This is a genomic window from Bacillus sp. MYb56 (genome assembly GCF_002976445.1).
GTDB classification, from domain to species: domain Bacteria; phylum Bacillota; class Bacilli; order Bacillales; family Bacillaceae_G; genus Bacillus_A; species Bacillus_A mycoides.
Window position 1 is genome coordinate 350,022 of record NZ_PCOH01000003.1, and the last position, 17,712, is coordinate 367,733.

19 protein-coding genes are annotated in these 17,712 nt (G+C 37.1%); 2 read left to right on the forward strand and 17 right to left on the reverse strand.

Annotated features, from left to right (window positions below; all coding sequences use genetic code 11):
• Positions 1-115: 115 nt before the first annotated feature.
• Entirely contained in the window at positions 116-2,002 is a 1,887-nt protein-coding gene (locus tag CQ058_RS06610; protein ID WP_002193235.1) for an LTA synthase family protein, read from the forward strand.
• A 182-nt stretch (positions 2,003-2,184) separates the two neighbouring features.
• On the forward strand, positions 2,185-2,886 hold the full coding sequence (pssA, locus tag CQ058_RS06615; RefSeq protein ID WP_002011698.1) for a CDP-diacylglycerol--serine O-phosphatidyltransferase: 702 nt from the start codon (positions 2,185-2,187) through the stop codon (positions 2,884-2,886).
• A 35-nt stretch (positions 2,887-2,921) separates the two neighbouring features.
• On the opposite strand, the gene CQ058_RS06620 is transcribed toward pssA, so the two are convergent.
• The 17 genes from CQ058_RS06620 to ilvC form a co-directional block, all read right to left on the reverse strand.
• Positions 2,922-3,902: a 2-hydroxyacid dehydrogenase family protein gene (locus CQ058_RS06620; protein ID WP_002011699.1), complete on the reverse strand. Its 981-nt coding sequence runs from the start codon at positions 3,900-3,902 to the stop codon at positions 2,922-2,924.
• A 135-nt stretch (positions 3,903-4,037) separates the two neighbouring features.
• Positions 4,038-4,202: a YozQ family protein gene (locus CQ058_RS06625; RefSeq protein ID WP_002193236.1), complete on the reverse strand. Its 165-nt coding sequence runs from the start codon at positions 4,200-4,202 to the stop codon at positions 4,038-4,040.
• A gap of 68 nt (positions 4,203-4,270) precedes the next feature.
• A complete protein-coding gene (locus CQ058_RS06630; RefSeq protein ID WP_002030669.1) occupies positions 4,271-5,290 on the reverse strand; it encodes a histidinol phosphate phosphatase domain-containing protein in 1,020 nt (339 codons plus the stop codon).
• Positions 5,291-5,302: 12 nt separating this feature from the next.
• On the reverse strand, positions 5,303-5,626 hold the full coding sequence (hisE, locus tag CQ058_RS06635) for a phosphoribosyl-ATP diphosphatase (RefSeq protein WP_002011702.1): 324 nt from the start codon (positions 5,624-5,626) through the stop codon (positions 5,303-5,305).
• A 10-nt stretch (positions 5,627-5,636) separates the two neighbouring features.
• Positions 5,637-5,942: a phosphoribosyl-AMP cyclohydrolase gene (gene hisI / locus CQ058_RS06640; RefSeq protein ID WP_002086731.1), complete on the reverse strand. Its 306-nt coding sequence runs from the start codon at positions 5,940-5,942 to the stop codon at positions 5,637-5,639.
• On the reverse strand, positions 5,939-6,697 hold the full coding sequence (gene hisF / locus CQ058_RS06645) for an imidazole glycerol phosphate synthase subunit HisF (RefSeq protein ID WP_002193237.1): 759 nt from the start codon (positions 6,695-6,697) through the stop codon (positions 5,939-5,941). Before hisF ends, hisI begins: the two co-directional genes overlap by 4 nt.
• Complete coding sequence (gene hisA / locus CQ058_RS06650; RefSeq protein ID WP_002126291.1) at positions 6,691-7,410, reverse strand: 1-(5-phosphoribosyl)-5-[(5-phosphoribosylamino)methylideneamino]imidazole-4-carboxamide isomerase; 720 nt, start codon at positions 7,408-7,410, stop codon at positions 6,691-6,693. The genes hisF and hisA overlap by 7 nt, the downstream gene beginning before the upstream one ends.
• Entirely contained in the window at positions 7,383-8,012 is a 630-nt protein-coding gene (hisH, locus tag CQ058_RS06655; RefSeq protein ID WP_002168816.1) for an imidazole glycerol phosphate synthase subunit HisH, read from the reverse strand. Before hisH ends, hisA begins: the two co-directional genes overlap by 28 nt.
• Positions 8,013-8,597 (reverse strand): imidazoleglycerol-phosphate dehydratase HisB, encoded by a 585-nt coding sequence (hisB, locus tag CQ058_RS06660; protein ID WP_002030662.1) that lies wholly within the window; start codon positions 8,595-8,597, stop codon positions 8,013-8,015. It abuts the gene before it with no gap.
• A complete protein-coding gene (hisD, locus tag CQ058_RS06665; protein WP_002126285.1) occupies positions 8,597-9,886 on the reverse strand; it encodes a histidinol dehydrogenase in 1,290 nt (429 codons plus the stop codon). The genes hisB and hisD overlap by 1 nt, the downstream gene beginning before the upstream one ends.
• A gap of 11 nt (positions 9,887-9,897) precedes the next feature.
• On the reverse strand, positions 9,898-10,533 hold the full coding sequence (gene hisG / locus CQ058_RS06670) for an ATP phosphoribosyltransferase (protein ID WP_033708301.1): 636 nt from the start codon (positions 10,531-10,533) through the stop codon (positions 9,898-9,900).
• Positions 10,509-11,771 (reverse strand): ATP phosphoribosyltransferase regulatory subunit, encoded by a 1,263-nt coding sequence (locus CQ058_RS06675; RefSeq protein ID WP_002193238.1) that lies wholly within the window; start codon positions 11,769-11,771, stop codon positions 10,509-10,511. The genes hisG and CQ058_RS06675 overlap by 25 nt, the downstream gene beginning before the upstream one ends.
• A gap of 309 nt (positions 11,772-12,080) precedes the next feature.
• On the reverse strand, positions 12,081-12,662 hold the full coding sequence (gene leuD / locus CQ058_RS06680) for a 3-isopropylmalate dehydratase small subunit (RefSeq protein ID WP_002126281.1): 582 nt from the start codon (positions 12,660-12,662) through the stop codon (positions 12,081-12,083).
• On the reverse strand, positions 12,640-14,034 hold the full coding sequence (gene leuC, locus CQ058_RS06685) for a 3-isopropylmalate dehydratase large subunit (RefSeq protein WP_105589532.1): 1,395 nt from the start codon (positions 14,032-14,034) through the stop codon (positions 12,640-12,642). Before leuC ends, leuD begins: the two co-directional genes overlap by 23 nt.
• The gene (gene leuB, locus CQ058_RS06690) at positions 14,034-15,098 is read right to left on the reverse strand and encodes a 3-isopropylmalate dehydrogenase (RefSeq protein ID WP_002011718.1); all 1,065 of its coding nucleotides are present in this window, start codon (positions 15,096-15,098) and stop codon (positions 14,034-14,036) included. Before leuB ends, leuC begins: the two co-directional genes overlap by 1 nt.
• A 78-nt stretch (positions 15,099-15,176) precedes the next feature.
• Positions 15,177-16,697, reverse strand: a complete 1,521-nt coding sequence (gene leuA / locus CQ058_RS06695) for a 2-isopropylmalate synthase (RefSeq protein WP_002064438.1) — start codon at positions 16,695-16,697, stop codon at positions 15,177-15,179.
• A gap of 1 nt (position 16,698) precedes the next feature.
• Entirely contained in the window at positions 16,699-17,709 is a 1,011-nt protein-coding gene (ilvC, locus tag CQ058_RS06700) for a ketol-acid reductoisomerase (RefSeq protein ID WP_002126277.1), read from the reverse strand.
• Positions 17,710-17,712 lie beyond the last annotated feature (3 nt).

Genomic DNA, 17,712 nt, shown 5'->3' on the forward strand with positions numbered 1-17,712 from the left:
AATGATACTCATAGTATAATAAACATAATAACAAAGGACTGTTCGTATATATAAAATGAGGCGCTAATCAAACCGGCTCACAAGAACCGTCATGCTTTTAGGAGAGGAGTATATTATGCTACAAAATCTGTTTCCAAAACTGCGATTTGCACTAGTTGCAGTCGTTTTATTATGGATAAAAACATATATTGTGTACAAGCTAGCATTTGATATTAGAATTGATAACTTCTTTGAAGAGTTTATGCTTTTTATTAACCCACTAGCTTCGTTACTTTTATTTTTTGGTTTCGCTTTACTTGCATCTAAGTACCGAAACCGAATTATTATTGTAATTAGTTTTATACTGTCATTTATTTTATTTGGAAATGCAATGTTTTACGGGTTCTATAACGATTTTGTTACTTTCCCTGTTTTATTCCAAACAAATAATATGGCTGACTTAGGGACGAGTATAAAAGAACTCTTTACGTATAAAACATTACTTTTATTTGCAGACGCAATTATTTTAATGTTTATTTCGCGTAAATTCCCATCATTTGGTGATAAAACACCCCTTTCTCGCTCTGAGAAGCGAACTTTCTTTAGCGGTGTAACAGTATTATTAGCACTACAAATTGTTGTTTCAGTTATATATAAACCACAAATGTTCTCACGCTCGTTTGATCGTCAAACTGTCGTGAAAAATTTAGGGTTATACACATATCATCTATTTGATATTACACTTCAATCTAAGTCTTCAGCTGAGCGTGTATTTGCAAGTGGAGACGGGTTCTCTGAAATTAAAAACTATACAGACTCAAAAGATAAACAAGTTGATAAAAACTTATTTGGAGCTGCAAAGGGTAAAAATGTAATTTTAATTTCAATGGAATCTACACAAAGTTTTGTTATTAATAAAAAAATAAATGGAAAAGAGATTACTCCATTTTTAAATGAGTTTATTAAAGATAGTTTTTATTTCGATAACTTCTATCATCAAACGGGACAAGGTAAAACTTCTGATGCTGAATTTATCGTTGAAAATTCCCTTTATCCGTTAGACCGTGGTTCTGTATTCTTTACTCATGCAACAAATGAATACACTGCCACACCAGAACAATTAAAGAAATACGGATATTCTTCTGCTGTCTTCCATTCAAACGATAAAACGTTTTGGAATCGTGACGTAATGTATCCTGCGCTTGGATATGATCGTTACTTTAATTTAAATGATTACGTAGGAACGGAACAAATGTCTGTCGGTTGGGGATTAAAAGATAAAGAGTTCTTTGAGCAATCTATTCCAAAGTTAAAATCTTTACCACAACCGTTCTATACAAAATTTATTACGTTAACAAACCATTTTCCATTTCTTCTAAATCCAGAAGATCAATATGTTGATGAATTTAATTCCGAAAGTGGTGTTTTAAATCGCTACTTCCCAACCGTTCGTTACACGGATGAAGCTCTTCAATTATTTATTAAACAATTGAAAGACGAAGGACTATATGATAATTCCGTTATTGTCATTTATGGTGATCATTACGGCATTTCTGAAAACCATAATGCAGCTATGGCTCAGTTCCTTGGGAAAGACGCTATTACACCGTTTGATTCTATGCAATTACAACGCGTCCCTCTCATTATTCATGTGCCTGGCCAAGAAGGAAAAGTCATCTCTAAAGTATCTGGTCAAATTGATATTAAACCAACGTTACTTCATTTACTTGGTATTAAAACAAATCAATCCGTAGAATTTGGAACAGACTTATTTACGAAAGAAAAAGACCCTCTTATGGTAATGCGGGACGGCAGTTTTGTTTCGGAAGATTATGTTTATACAAAAAATATGTGCTATAAAAGAAGCACAGGTGAAGAAGCTGATTTAACACTATGTCAGCCTTATATTGAAAAAGCAAAAACAGAATTAAAATTATCCGACAAACTCATTTATGGAGATTTATTACGATTTGATCCTAACAATCGATATAAAACCGGAACGATGACAACGAAATTTGAATAGTGTAGGAAGCAACTTTACAAAAGTTGCTTCCTTTTTTTACTTATTTTTCAAATTTCTCTTCTATACAATCTTTCACAAATTGGGAATTTTTTTCGTATGAGAAAGAAATTTATGGTATGATAAAATAAGTAAACTTTCATACACTAATTAAGAATTTATAACAGAAAGCAAGGGATCAGATTTTGTATAGAGCAGCTATTCCAAACTTATTTACGCTCGGGAATTTATATAGCGGATTTTTGTCAATCGGCTATGCATCTTTAGGATATTATAAATCAGCTGCTATTTTAGTACTGATCGGGATGATGTTAGATAGTCTTGATGGTCGTGTCGCTCGTTTATTACGCGTTGATTCACAAATGGGCAAAGAGCTTGATTCACTCGCGGATGTTGTAACATTTGGCGCAGCACCTGCTGTTTTAATGTATTACACATCTTTCTCCAACTATGGCATCATTGGACTATACATAGCGGGATTATTCCCACTGTTCGGAGCATATCGCTTAGCACGATTTAATGTAACGCCATCATCTACTTCTATGAAATATTTCACTGGAGTTCCGATTACTGCAGCAGGAGGGCTTGTTGCTTTCTTAACATTATTTTCACATACCATTCCAAAAATTGTTCTCATTACCGTATTCGTAACGTTCGCATTTTTAATGGTGAGCCGTGTTCGTATCCCAAGTTTAAAAGATGTACCAATTCCACGATATAGCATAATTATTACACTATTTTTAGTTGGAATTATTATTACAATGTACCAAACAAGTTTTGGCAACATTTCTGTTTTCTTATTCATTGCCATTCCACTATACATTTTGTATATGTTATCTCAATTTATTAGACAAAGACCTTCTAAAAAAGCGAATAAAGAAAAATAAAAAAGAAACCTTCCGTATTTCGGAAGGTTTCTTTTTTATTTTGTAACTAATACTTTTTGATTTACAGGTGTTACAGGTTCTTCACCATTTAATACAGCTAAAATATTTCTTACTGCCATTTCAGCCATTGCATCACGTGTTTCGAATGTTGCATTTCCTACGTGAGGAGCAAGTACTACATTCTTTAATCCTTTTAGCTCTTCTGTAATTTTCGGTTCAAATTCAAATACGTCAAGAGCTGCACCTTCAATTTCATTCGTTTTTAGTGCATGAGCAAGTGCTGATTCATTCATAATTGGTCCACGTGAAGCATTTATAATATATGCTGTTTTCTTCATCATTTTAAACTGTTCTTCATCAATCATATGATGTAATTTCGGATTATAAGCACAGTTAATTGTAATAAAGTCCGCTGTTTGTAATAATTCTTCCAACGTTACGTATGTCGCTTCCAGTTCACTTTCAGCTTCAGGCTTTCGATTTGGTCCTGTATATAAAACATTCATTCCAAATGCTCTCGCACGCTTTGCAACTGCCTTCCCAATTTCTCCGAGGCCAATGATTCCAATTGTCTTACCGTGTACTTCGCGGCCCAAGAAGAATAATGGTGCCCAGCCGTTAAATCCAGTTGTACGACATAAGGTATCCCCTTCAGGAATTCTACGTGCCGCTGCTAAAAGCAGTGCAAACGTTAATTCTGCTGTTGCCTCTGTAGATACTTTCGGCGTATTTGTAACAGCAATACCCTTTTCTCCAGCATATGTGTAATCAATATTATCGTAACCAGCACCATAATTTGCGATAATTTTCAAGTTTGGTGCTGCGTCAATAACCTCTTTCGATACCTTCGTAGAAAGTAAGCTTAAAAGTGCATCTTTATCTTTTACACGTTCTGCTAACTCTTCTACACTAATTAATTCTTCTTTATTGTACATTTCTACATCATGATTTTTCAATAATTCTAATCCGATTTCTGGAATTTTCCCTGCTACTAATATTTTCGCCACTACTAACACCTCTTCTATACAAAATATGATATCTCTTATATTTCATTGTAAGAAATCTACATATAAAAACCAAGGAATTTGATTATAGTTTTGAAAATCGACACTTTTCCATAAAAAAAGAGGAGATGCAACTCTCCCCTCTTTTTACGCTTTTTCTTGCGATTCTTTCCCAAGCTTCGCATCGATTGTTCCTTCTGCAACTGTATCGCTAATTTGTTCCTCAATAACTGAGTTAGCAGTATTATTTGTTTCAGAAGTATAGGCTTGACCTGCCGCTTGTACGTTTTGTTTATTTTGTTGTTTCGCCATTTTTCATCCTCCTTTTCATTCTTTCTTATTTTGAACAAAAAGGGTGATTTTCATCAAAAAATCGTGTTTCATTTTGAAATTATTCCTTCTTCTTCAAGCAATCTCATCGTTCTTACTCGTTTCGTAAATGTAGCTATGTGAGAAATATCATGATTGCGTAATGTCTTTATATTCTCTTCCACATACTTTCCTAAATCATTCGGATAATGGGCATCTGAGGATAGAGTAATCGGAACTCCATGCTTAGCTAATACTTGTAAATAAAGCGGACTTGGGCACATTTCGCGCACAGGATATCGATAGTACAATCCCGCATTTATTTCTGTTGCTGTATTTGTTTCCACTAACGCACGAGCAATTTCCTTATAATAAGAAAGCTGTTCATTCTCATCCAATCGATAATTAAATACTTTTATGTTATCGAGGTGAGCTATAATATCAAAAAGCTCGGAACGAACAGCACTTTCAACTGTAGCGAAAAACGTGTGATATAAAGTATGTAACTCATGCGTACCAAAATACTCTTTCGTATCTGGATTATCAAATCCCCATCCATCTATAAAATGGACCGAACCGATTACATAATCAAAGTCTCCTAATGCTAGTAAACCTTTTAACTCTTGTTCACCCCCGATAAAATAATCCGCTTCAATTCCAAGTTTGAGCGTTATCCCTCGTTTACTCCATCGCTCTTTTGCCTCTTCAATCGCCTTTGTAAAATCATAAATAGACGTTACTCTTACTTGATCTAACCATTCTTTTTGCAGGCGACCAAGCTTAGAATCACTAATATCTACATACTTTTCATAATATCCTTTCGCTTCATGAAAACGATATAAATGATCGACAATACCAACTTCTTTTATACCTTTTCGCACAGCTTCTTCTAAATATAAATCAATCCATTTCGCTGTAAATGGACCTTCCTTCACACGTCTTTGCAGGCGTTCTTGTGTTTTCATAAGCCATTCCATAGAATGTTTTTCTTCTTTAAGCGGTTCAAAATATTGTAGCGCATCATTTATTTTAGCTAGCCACCCTATTGAATATGGCCCTTCTTCTAAATGAATGTGATAGTCCACTTTCATCCAGATTCCCCCTTATAATGTATCTATTTCTCTTCTGTCCCCTACTCGCGAAAGCTTTCCATTTCTTTCTTTCACTTCTTGCATGACATCTTCTAATGGAATATTTTTTTCGGCTAATAGAACAAAACAGTGATAGAACACATCAACCATTTCTTTTACTATCTCTTCTTTATCATTATTTTTAGACGCAATAATTACTTCGGTGCACTCCTCACCAATTTTCTTTAAAATTTTATCTTCACCTTTTGAAAATAAATAATTCGTATATGATTCAGAGAGTGGATTTTTCTTTCGTTCTTCAATTGTTTCAAATAATAACTTAAGGATATCTTCCATATGTATCCCCCTATATAATTTTGTAGTGAAAACACGTTTTTTCTCCCGTATGGCAAGCAGGCCCTACTTGCTTTACGACAACAACGATTGCATCTTGATCACAGTCTAAATAAAGTGATTGCACATATTGGACATTTCCCGATGTACCTCCTTTATTCCATAACGATTGTCTCGAACGGGAATAAAACCATGTTCTTTTCGTTTCCAGCGTCTTGTCATACGCTTCTTCATTCATATAAGCTAACATTAAAACTTCTTTCGTATCTTCCTCGATAACAACAGCTGGTATCAATCCTTTTGCAAAATTAGGTTTCATAACCGCACCTCAACGTTTGCTTCTCTTAATTTTCTCTTTACATCTTGTACAGTCGCTTCACCATAATGAAAGATTGATGCCGCTAATGCTGCATCAACTGTTGTCTTTTGAAATACTTCTATAATGTGATCCACATGACCACATCCACCTGATGCGATTACTGGAACAGAAACGCTGTTTGAAATTGCTCCTGTTAAACGAAGATCATATCCGTTTTTCGTTCCATCTGCATCCATACTCGTCAACAAAATTTCTCCTGCCCCTAGCTGGACAACGCGCTTTGCCCATTCGATTGCATCCATCCCTGTATCGACTCTTCCGCCGTTCACGTATACATTCCATTTATCTTCCTCTACTTTTCTAGCATCAATTGCTACGACAATACATTGTGAGCCAAAATGTTCCGCACCTTCCTGGATTAACTTCGGATTTCTCACTGCCGCTGAGTTTATTGAAACTTTATCTGCTCCAGCTCTTAGTAAATTGTACATATCTTTAACACTTGAAATCCCCCCGCCAACTGTAAGAGGAATAAACACCTTTGAGGCTGTTTGTTCTACAACATCTATAATCGTTTTTCGCCCTTCATGCGTCGCAGTAATGTCTAAAAATACGATTTCATCTGCTCCCGCATCATTATATAATGCGGCTATTTCAACAGGATTACCGACGTCTTGTAACCCTATAAAATTCACACCCTTCACTACCCGCCCTTCTTTCACATCTAGACATGGAATAATTCGTTTTGCTAACATAGTTTTGTTACCTGTAACACTTTTTCTAAATCAATAGTTTTCTCGTAAAGTGCCTTCCCAATAATGACGCCATATATGTTCATATCATTTAATCTTTTCACATCTTGAATAGATGCGACACCTCCAGATGCAATCACACGAATACCCACGCTTTTTTGCAATAACTCTAATTGCTCAAAATTAGGTCCTGCAAGTGTCCCATCTTTTGAAATGTCCGTAAACACAATCGTTTGAACACCTACACTTTCCATTTGCTTCGCTAAATCGATGTACGAAATTTCAGACACATCTAACCAGCCCCTCGTTGCTACGAAACCATTTTTCGCATCAATTCCAACTATGATTTGCTCCTTATATAGACGAACCGCTTCTTCTAAAAATGATTTATCGTAAAGGGCAGCCGTTCCTAATATCACTTTTTCTACACCTACTGACAACAACTTCTCCACTGCCGCGAGTGACCGAACTCCTCCTCCAATTTGCACCGGAATACGTACCGCCTTGCATATTTTTTCAATGACAGGTAAATTTACTGACTCCCCAACAATTGCTCCATCTAAATCAACAACGTGTAGTATTTTCGCTCCAAGTTTTTCAAATATGATTGCTTGTGCGACTGGATCTTCATTCATCACCGTTTCTTTACTAAACTCTCCTTGATAAAGCCTGACGCATCGTCCTTCTTTTACATCGATAGCTGGGAAGATTTCCATGCTTCTACCACCCCTTTGAAATTTTTTAACATTCGCATCCCAATTTCCCCACTTTTTTCAGGATGAAACTGTGCGCCAAATATATTTCCTTTTGCTACAAAACCAGGTACTTTCACACCATATTCACTTGCCCCATACACAATTTCATTCGGACAATCTGCATAATAAGAGTGGACATAATATACGAAAGAACCGTCCTCTACTCCATTCCAAAGCGATATTTCTCCTTCTTTTTTTAATTCATTCCACCCCATATGTGGAATTTTATAAGGAACTTTTAACTTTCGAATAACACCTGGCAATAAATTTAATCCGTTACAATTTTGTAGTTCCTCACTTTTCTCAAATAAAAGCTGCATTCCTAAGCAAATACCCAGAAGCGGTTTTCCTAAGCTCCCAACTTCTTTTAGCACACATACTAAATCTTTTTCTTCTAAAACGCCCATCGCTTTCGGAAATGTGCCTACTCCTGGTAAAATAACTCCATCACTTCTCAATATTTCTTTTTTATCATCCGTTATGATGTACTCTGTTCCAATATATTTTAATGCTTGTTCCACACTACGAATATTTCCCATTCCATAATCTATAATTGCAATCAATTACAACATCCCTTTCGTTGAATTTACACCATTAATATTGGCATTTTTATCGACTGCCTCTCTAAGCGCTCGACCGAACGCTTTAAATAAAGCTTCAATTTTGTGATGTGTATTGCTTCCGTATAAAATGCGAGCATGTAACGTAATATTTGCAGCATGAGCAACTGCTCTAAAAAATTCTTCCGTTAATTCTGTGTCAAAATCCCCTAGCTTCGGATTTGTTAATTCACCTTGAAATACAATATATGAGCGCCCGCTTATATCAATCGCGACAAATCCTAAAGATTCATCCATCGGTACATACGCTGAGCCGTAACGGTTAATCCCCTCTTTATTTTGCAATGATTCTTTCAAGCAAGTTCCGAGTACAATTCCAACATCTTCAACCGTATGATGAGCATCAACGAATACATCACCTTCAGCTTCAATTTGCAAACCAAATCTTCCGTGTCTAGCAAATAAAGTTAGCATATGATCAAAAAATCCAACTCCCGTTTGCACAGAAACATTCGTACTTTCATCAAGTTGCAAACTTAATTTAATTTTTGTTTCCGTCGTCTCACGTACTTGACTAGACTCGCGCATTATTCTTCCTCCTTAAACCTAATTTGGATTGCTCTTGCATGTGCATGTAAACCTTCTTTATTTGCAAGTTCTACAATATGATGCTGTACACTTCTTAACGCTTCTTCCGTATACGAAACGAAGCTTGATTTTTTTACGAAATCATCGACGGATAACGGAGAAAAAAATCTTGCCGTTCCACTTGTCGGTAATACGTGATTCGGCCCCGCCAAATAATCTCCAAGCGGTTCAGGTGCATATGGGCCAAGAAAAATTGATCCAGCATGCTTTACATAAGCTAGAGCATTCATTGGCTCTTTTATGTGTAACTCTAAATGTTCTGGAGCGATTTCATTTGATAAATGAAACGCCTCTTCTAAAGAAGGGACAATAAAAATTGCTCCATTTCTTTTTATGGATTCACGAGCGATTTCACTTCTAGGCAACGTCTCTAGCTGCCTTTCTATTTCTCTTTCTACTTCTTTAGCAAGCTTTATATTTGTTGTAATACAAATAGCTGTTGCCCTCTCGTCATGTTCTGCCTGTGATAATAAATCAGCAGCAATATATTCGGCATTTCCTGTTTCATCTGCGATAACTACAATTTCTGATGGTCCAGCAATCATATCGATATTGACTATCCCATATACTTCTCGCTTCGCTAGCGCGACATATAAATTCCCTGGTCCAACTATTTTATCTACTTTAGGAATCGATTCCGTTCCATATGCTAGAGCAGCAATTACTTGAGCACCACCGGCCATATATATTTCATCTACACCTGCAAGACTTGCAGCAGCTAAAATATGCGGATCAATTCCTCCTTGCTTCGGCGGTGTTACCATTACAATTTTTTTCACTCCTGCGAGTTTTGCTGGCAATACATTCATTAATACTGATGAAGGATACGAAGCAGTCCCGCCCGGCACATATACACCTACATTTTCTAACGGACGAATAAGCTGCCCTCTAATTACCCCTTCACTCACGCAATCAAACATAGATTGTCTTTTTTGCTTTTCGTGATACGAGATAATATTTTTCTTCGCCTCTTTTAACGCTTCTAAAAAAGCTTGTTCTACAAACTTACTTGCTTGTTTTATTTCTTCCTCACTTACACGAAAATCTTTTGTCTCTACACCATCAAACTTTTTTGTATAGAACGATAAAGCCTCATCTTTACTCTCCCTTACGTTTTGAACAATTTCACTTACACTTCTTTGAACAGTTTCTTCTATTATATTAGCGCTTTCTCGTAGCGATTTTATTTTCGATAAAGCCTCTTGGAAATCTTCAAAAACTATCTCCATTTAAAATCCCCCTATTTCCCTGACAAAATTTCTTGTTCCATCATATTTATAATACAGAATATTTCGTCTTTTTTAGTTTTCAATGCAGCCTTATTCACAATCATTCGAGCTGATATAGAGCACATTTCCTCAAATACAATTAACCCGTTTTCTTGTAATGTTTTTCCTGTTTCAACAATATCAACAATTGCATCTGCCAAACCTAGAAGTGGAGCAATCTCTACAGATCCTTCTATTTTAATAATTTCTACATCCTCCCCTTTATCATGAAAATATGTAGAAGTAATGTGCGGATATTTCGTAGCAATTCGTTTTTTTCGATAACTCTTCGGATTATACGTAGGAATAGAAGCGACACAAAATTTACACACGCCCACTCCTAAATCGACCATCTCATATATATCTTTCTCAAATTCCATTAATATATCTTTTCCAACGACTCCAATATCAGCTACGCCATGTTCTACATAAGTAGCAACATCTACCGCTTTCACTAAAATAAATGAAATGTTTGTGTTTTTACTTTTAAACACAAGTTTTCTTCCTTTATCTTTGAGCTCTGAACAATCAATTCCAATTTTTTCAAACAGTGGAATAACATGCTTTTCTAATCTTCCTTTCGTTAACGCAATTTGAATGTTACGCATGAAGCCTCCCCTTCTTTCTGGATGATCCATTTCTCTCTCCATACATATTCCACTAGTGACTCACTCTTCGCCTCAACGACTGTCATTATTTTATTCTTGTTTGCAAATTGAAAAGTATCGTTTAAATTAGAGAATAAAGATAACTGGGCATTCTTCCCGTCCTTTTGAAGTAAATTTCGTAACCTTTCCGCTTCTGCTAATCTATTTAACTCATAATGAATCATAATATCTATTCTCTTTCGTTTATATGGTTCTTGCTGCTCTTGAAGTGCCTTAACTATTTGATTTACTTGCACCGCGAGCCCAACCGCTGGCATCATCTCTCCAAAATTTCCAATTAACTTATCATATCTTCCGCCACTAACAATCTCTTCTCCAATTTCATATATATACCCTTTGAAAATAACACCCGTATAATAATCCAAATGTTGAACCATACCTAAATCAATTGATATGTAAGAGCCATATCCTAACTGTTCAATTGTTTCATATATTTCTTTCACTCTCGCAATGGCCATTTTCATTTCATTACTTGAGGCGAGTTTTTCTGCTTCCTCAACAACATCTAAACTCCCGAATAACCTTGGTAGTTTCTCAAGTAACCTTACTGTTTCATCACACCGATTTAATTTCTTTTCTTCTATAAAGTGTGAGAGTCCGGCATAATTTTTACTTTCAATATACGTTCTAAGTAACTTCTCTTCTTCATCATTAATGGGGAGCTTTTTTACGATACATTTATATAACTGCACTTGCCCAATCTCAATTGTGAAAGATTGCACCTTTAATTTTTGAAGTGCTTGAATTACGCTTATCACACATTCAATTTCAGCCCTTACATTTTCAATCCCGATAATTTCAATACCACTTTGTACTATTTCATTATATTTCCCAGTAAGGGACTCATTCGCCCGAAATACATTCCCGCTATAAGTTACTTTAAGAGGAATATCCCCTCTCTGTGTTCCAATTACTCTTGCTAAAGGAATTGTCATATCTGGGCGTAAAACGATAATCCGTCCTTTTTCATCGAAAAATTTATACATCTTTTCTTCATCTATCGGCCTGTTTTGAAATGCAAAAACATCATAAAATTCAATTGTAGGTGTCCTTATTTCTTCATAACCTCTCTCTAAAAAGGTCCGTCTTAATTTTTGTTCCACTTCTTCAATTAACGTACATTCTTCGAATAAGTAATCTCTCGTTCCATTCGGATTTGCCCGTTTCCACTTTGTCATCTGAATTCACACACCCTTCCCTCTTTAATTTATGCCCATTCCATCCACCCAAACCAAAAATAAAAAGAGCCTTGTAGACAAAATACCTACAAGGCTCTTTAGTAGAGTGTAGGTACAACGGGAATAACCCTTGTGCCTACACGTTTTCACGTTAGGTTCAAGGGTTTCATGTATGATGATGTAATTTTGTAAGCATTTTAATAGATTGCACGATATTCATAATACTTACTCCCTTTCTCCTCTGATTTTTTACATATTATATAACAGTTAATTCTGAATGTAAATACATTTCGAATATTCTACTTTTAGTTAGTGTGAAGCTACTTTTCTTTCATACTCTTCAATTTCTTGTTCATATTGCATTGTAATGCTGATTTCATCTAGACCATTTAATAATTTTTCTTTCCACATTTTCTCGATTGTAAAATGAAACCTGTGCGTATTCGTAATAATTACTTCATTCTCTAAATCAACTTCCATTTGATCTCTCGCATTCGTTTTGGCAAGTTGTTCACGCATCTCTTTATCCATTACAATCGGTAACATACCATTCTTCATACAATTCATATAAAAAATATCTGCAAATCCTCCGGCGATAATAACGCGGAAACCATAATCCGCAAGCGCCCACGGAGCATGTTCTCTTGAAGAACCACATCCAAAATTATCACCTGTAATTAATATACTTGCTCCTTTTCGTTCTTGTGCATTAAGGGGGAAATTAGGATTTTCATGGCGCTCATTATCGTAACGCCACTCATCAAATAAATATTTTCCAAATCCCGTCCTTTCAATTCTCTTCAAATATTGCTTCGGAATAATTTGATCTGTATCAATGTTATCATTCATAAGTACTGCGGCAGTACCTTTATGAATATGAAATGGTTCCATCGTAACTCTCCTTTCTAATATCAACAAAATGACCATATAACGCAGCTGCTGCAGCCATAGCTGGACTTACTAAATGTGTTCGTGCTCCTTTCCCTTGCCTTCCTTCAAAATTACGATTTGAAGTAGAAGCACAATGTTCTCCTTCAGGTACTTGATCTGGATTCATCCCAAGACACATTGAACATCCAGGCTCTCTCCATTCAAATCCCGCTTCTTCAAATATGCGATGTAAGCCTTTTTGCATCGCCCGCTCTCTCACACTTTTTGATCCTGGTACAACGAGTGCTCGCACACCTTCTTTTACCTTTTTCCCTTTTACAACAGATGCAGCAATTTCTAAGTCAGATAAACGTGAATTTGTACAAGAACCAATGAAGACATGCTTAACAGGAATTTCAAACGTACTTTGCCCAGGGCTCAATCCCATATATGAAAATGCTCTTTCATCATTTTCGTTATGCTTCTCTGGTAATTTTTCATCAATAGGAACACCCATACTAGGATTTGTTCCCCAAGTGACATACGGTGCTAAATCCGTAACATCTACCGAAATATGTAAATCATAAATTGCATCTGAATCTGTATAAAGCTCCGACCATTTTCCCTTAAACGTTTCATAGTCTTTCGGTGCATATTCACGCCCTTTTACATAAGAAAATGTTTTCTCATCTGGTGCAATGATGCCAGCTTTCGCTCCCCCTTCAATTGCCATATTGCAAAGTGTCATTCTCTCTTCCATACCCATATCACGAATCGTCTCTCCGTAGAATTCCATTACATGCCCCGTTCCAACCGCTACGCCGTACTTTGAGAGAAGATGCAAAATAATATCCTTTGCATAAACGCCTTTCGGTAACTTTCCTTTTAATTCAATCCCCATCGCTTTCGGTTTTCGTTGCCACAGCGTTTGAGTTGCTAATACATGTTCTACTTCACTCGTACCAATACCAAACGCTAAAGCACCGAAAGCACCGTGGGTCGCTGTATGGCTATCACCGCATACAATCGTTTTCCCCGGTTGTGTGAGCCCAAGTTCTGGTCCTATAACGTGAACGATTCCTTGCTCTTCATCACCAATATCAGCTAATCGCACCTTAAATTGTTTACAATTGTCACGAAGTGTATCCAATTGCTGCTTCGCAATGCGATCGGTAATATTCCAAACATCTTTCGTTGGAATATTATGATCCATCGTTGCAAACGTTAATTCCGGTCTCCGAACAGTTCGATTTGCAAGCCGCAAGCCTTCAAAGGCTTGCGGTGACGTTACTTCATGAACGAGATGAAGATCGATATATAATAAATCCAATCCATTTTCATTCGTTACAACTACATGTCTTTCCCAAAGCTTATCTAGTAACCTTTTCCCCATTATCTTCCTCTCCCTACTAGTGCCTGCTCTTCCATTTCTTGAATAACTGCCCTCGTAAATGAAGTTGTCGTCTCATTTCCCCCAATATCAGCTGTACATTTCCCAGATTGAAGAACTGCAGAAATTGCCTCTTCAATCGCATACCCTTCTCTCGTTAATCCAAATGATTGCCCAAGCATCATCGCTACTGAACGCATCATCGCAATTGGATTCGCTTTATTTTTACCTGCAATATCTGGCGCTGATCCGTGAATAGGCTCATATAAAGACGGCCCGTTTTCCGCATGGCTCGCTGATGGAAGCATTCCTAATGACCCTGCTAATACAGAAGCCTCGTCGCTCAAAATATCACCAAATAAATTTTCTGTTACGATAACGTCAAATCTCCTTGGGTTTCGAATTAACTCCATAGCAGCTGCATCTACTAAAATGTGCTCTAATTCAACATTAGGATAACGAAGAGCTACTTCTTCCGTAACAGCTCTCCACAATTTACTAGATTCTAAAACATTCGCTTTATCAATAGAGGTTACTTTTTTCTCTCTCTTACTCGCTAATTGAAAAGCATACGACACGATACGTTCAATTTCATGACGATGGTACGTAAGTGTATCAGTTGCCGATTCTTCCGTTCTTTCTTTCGGATAAGAGAAATAAATACCGCCTGTTAGTTCACGAACGACAACGAAGTCAATTTCATCTGCGTTTTTTAATGGCGATAAATGTGCAGTTGCGCTTTCTACTGTTACAGGACGAACGTTCGCAAATACACCAAGTCCTTTTCTTAAAGCTAATAATCCTTTCTCTGGCCTTTCTTTCGCATCATCCCACCGCGGTCCACCAACCGCTCCAAGTAAAACCGCATCACTCGCTAAACAAGCGGCAAGTGTTCGCTGTGGTAATGGTTGCCCATTTAAATCGATAGCCGCTCCGCCAAAGTACTCATCTTGTAAATGAAAGTGATGTCCATATAGCCTCTCTACCATATGCAATACTTCCTTCGCGCTTTCCATAATTTCCGGACCAACACCATCACCCGCTAAACAAACGATACGTTTTTCCAATTAAAACACTCCTTTTTGTCTGAATCTTCAGAAATATACTTTGATAAGTAAGGGACGATCCCCTCACTTATCAAACAGTTACTTCACAAGAGTAATAAAAGATTTTAATTTTCCGGCCGCATGAACATACGCTCTCGCCGATGCTTCTAATACGTCTTGCGCAACACCAAAACCTGATACTTGATGAGTTCCTTCTTTTAATTCAACATGAACATGTGCAAGTGCATCTTGACCTTGCGTTATAGATTGTATGCGATAATCCGCTAAGTCACATTCTAATCCTAAAATTCTTTGAATTGCATTATAGATCGCTTCAATACTTCCAGAACCAGTTGCTGCATCTTCGTACATATTTCCTTCCTCATCTTTTAGTACAACCGTTGCACACTGTGTACTATTTGATACGAAATGTACTTGCAATTGAGTAATGCTATATTGCTGGGCCGCAAATGCTGCTTCACCAAGCATAAGCGCACGTAAATCTTCTTCTGTAATTTCTTTTTTACGGTCAGCCAAGTTTTTAAATGCTTCAAACACCACATCTCGTTCTTCTTTTGTAAACTCATAACCAAGTTCTTTCATTTTTTCAGTAAACGCATGGCGCCCGGAATGCTTTCCTAATACAAATAGATTTTGTGACTCTCCAATCAGTGATGGTTCAATAATTTCATACGTCGTTACTTCTTTTAATACACCGTCTTGATGAATACCTGATTCGTGAGCAAAAGCATTTGCTCCAACAATCGCCTTATTTTTCGGTACAACCATACCCGTTAACCGACTTACTAACGTACTCGTCGCTTTAATTTCTTTTAATGTCATAGAGGATTCTGCTTCATAGAAATCTTTTCTAATATGGAGAGCAACCGCTACTTCTTCTAGCGCCGCATTCCCCGCTCTTTCTCCAATTCCATTAATCGTTCCTTCTACTTGTAACGCTCCGCCTTCAACCGCAGCTAACGAATTCGCTACTGCCATCCCAAGATCATCGTGACAATGACAAGAGAAAATTGCTTTTTCATACGACGGAACGGATTCTTGTAAGTATTTAAAAAGAGAATAATATTCTTCTGGATTCGTATATCCAACTGTATCAGGAATATTGATTACATTCGCTCCTGCGCGAATCGCGACTTCTACTGCTTCAGCTAAAAATGCTCTCGATGTTCTTGTTGCATCTTCTGCTGAAAATTGAACTGTTGGAAATAGTGATTTCCCAAGCGTAACCGAGCGATGTATGCTATCTAATACATCTTCTTTTGACATACAAAGCTTATATTTCATATGAATGTCACTCGTAGCTAAAAATACGTGTAAACGAGGAGAGACAGCGCCTTTCACAGCTTCATAGGCTCTTCGAATATCACTTTCTTTCGCTCTAGCTAAACTCATAACCGTAGCATTTTGAATGGTATTTGCGATACGTTTTACCGATTGAAAATCACCTTCAGAAGCTGCTGCGAATCCAGCTTCCATTACATTAATACCAAGTCTCTCTAGTTGCCTCGCAATCTGTAATTTCTCTTGTTCATTTAAATTAACTCCTGGTGATTGTTCGCCATCACGAAGCGTCGTATCCATGAACAAAATTTGCTTCATATTATTTAATCCCTACCTTTACTCGGGGCTGTACGAAAGGCATCATTTCACGTAATTTACGTCCAACTACTTCGATTTCATGTTCATTTTCTTTTTCATTTGTCGCCTGGAAATTTGGTCTTCCTGCTTTATGCTCTGCAATCCAGCCTCTTGCAAATGTACCATCTTGAATTTCTGCTAGTACTGCACCCATCGCTTTCTTCGTATCTTCAGTAACAACGCGTGGCCCTGATACGAAGTCCCCCCACTGCGCTGTATCTGAAACTGAATATCTCATATTTTCAAGTCCACCTTCATACATAAGGTCAACAATTAGTTTCAGTTCATGTAAACATTCAAAATATGCAAGTTCAGGTTGATAACCAGCTTCAACTAACGTTTCAAACCCAGCTTTTACTAGTGCAGTTACTCCGCCGCAAAGTACAGCTTGCTCTCCAAATAAATCTGTTTCTGTTTCTTCTTTAAACGTTGTTTCTAATACACCTGCTCTCGTCGCCCCAATTCCATCTGCATATGAAAGTGCCTTTTCAGTCGCAACTCCTGTTGCATCTTGATATACTGCAAATAATGCAGGAACAGCTCCCCCTTCCGCAAACGTACGACGTACTAGATGCCCTGGACCTTTCGGTGCTACTAGAAATACATCTACATTAGCTGGCGGTTTTACTTGATCAAAGTGAACATTAAATCCATGCGCGAAAACGAGAGAATTGCCGCCTTGTAAGTTTGGTGCAATTTCAGCTTCATATACTTCCGGCTGTAATTCATCAGGTAGTAGAATCATTACTACATCTGCTTTTTCTGCTGCTTCCGCTACTGTATATACAGAAAAACCGTCTTCTTTCGCCTTATCCCATGACTTCCCTTTCCTCAGTCCTACTACCACATCAAATCCGTTATCACGTAAGTTTTGCGCATGCGCATGGCCTTGCGATCCATATCCGATGATTGCTACTTTCTTTTCCTTTAATACATTTACCGTTACGTCTTTTTCATAATAAACTTTCGCCATTTT

Coding starts and splice junctions, on each gene's coding strand:
- CQ058_RS06610 (WP_002193235.1), top strand. CDS start 116: ATGCTACAAAATCTGTTTCCAAAACTGCGATTTGCACTAGTTGCAGTC.
- CQ058_RS06625 (WP_002193236.1), bottom strand. CDS start 4,202: ATGGCGAAACAACAAAATAAACAAAACGTACAAGCGGCAGGTCAAGCC.
- CQ058_RS06630 (WP_002030669.1), bottom strand. CDS start 5,290: ATGAAAGTGGACTATCACATTCATTTAGAAGAAGGGCCATATTCAATA.
- hisE (WP_002011702.1), bottom strand. CDS start 5,626: ATGGAAGATATCCTTAAGTTATTATTTGAAACAATTGAAGAACGAAAG.
- hisI (WP_002086731.1), bottom strand. CDS start 5,942: ATGAAACCTAATTTTGCAAAAGGATTGATACCAGCTGTTGTTATCGAG.
- hisF (WP_002193237.1), bottom strand. CDS start 6,697: ATGTTAGCAAAACGAATTATTCCATGTCTAGATGTGAAAGAAGGGCGG.
- hisA (WP_002126291.1), bottom strand. CDS start 7,410: ATGGAAATCTTCCCAGCTATCGATGTAAAAGAAGGACGATGCGTCAGG.
- hisB (WP_002030662.1), bottom strand. CDS start 8,597: ATGCGCGAGTCTAGTCAAGTACGTGAGACGACGGAAACAAAAATTAAA.
- hisD (WP_002126285.1), bottom strand. CDS start 9,886: ATGGAGATAGTTTTTGAAGATTTCCAAGAGGCTTTATCGAAAATAAAA.
- hisG (WP_033708301.1), bottom strand. CDS start 10,533: ATGCGTAACATTCAAATTGCGTTAACGAAAGGAAGATTAGAAAAGCAT.
- CQ058_RS06675 (WP_002193238.1), bottom strand. CDS start 11,771: ATGACAAAGTGGAAACGGGCAAATCCGAATGGAACGAGAGATTACTTA.
- leuD (WP_002126281.1), bottom strand. CDS start 12,662: ATGGAACCATTTCATATTCATAAAGGTACTGCCGCAGTACTTATGAAT.
- leuC (WP_105589532.1), bottom strand. CDS start 14,034: ATGGGGAAAAGGTTACTAGATAAGCTTTGGGAAAGACATGTAGTTGTA.
- leuA (WP_002064438.1), bottom strand. CDS start 16,697: ATGAAGCAAATTTTGTTCATGGATACGACGCTTCGTGATGGCGAACAA.
- ilvC (WP_002126277.1), bottom strand. CDS start 17,709: ATGGCGAAAGTTTATTATGAAAAAGACGTAACGGTAAATGTATTAAAG.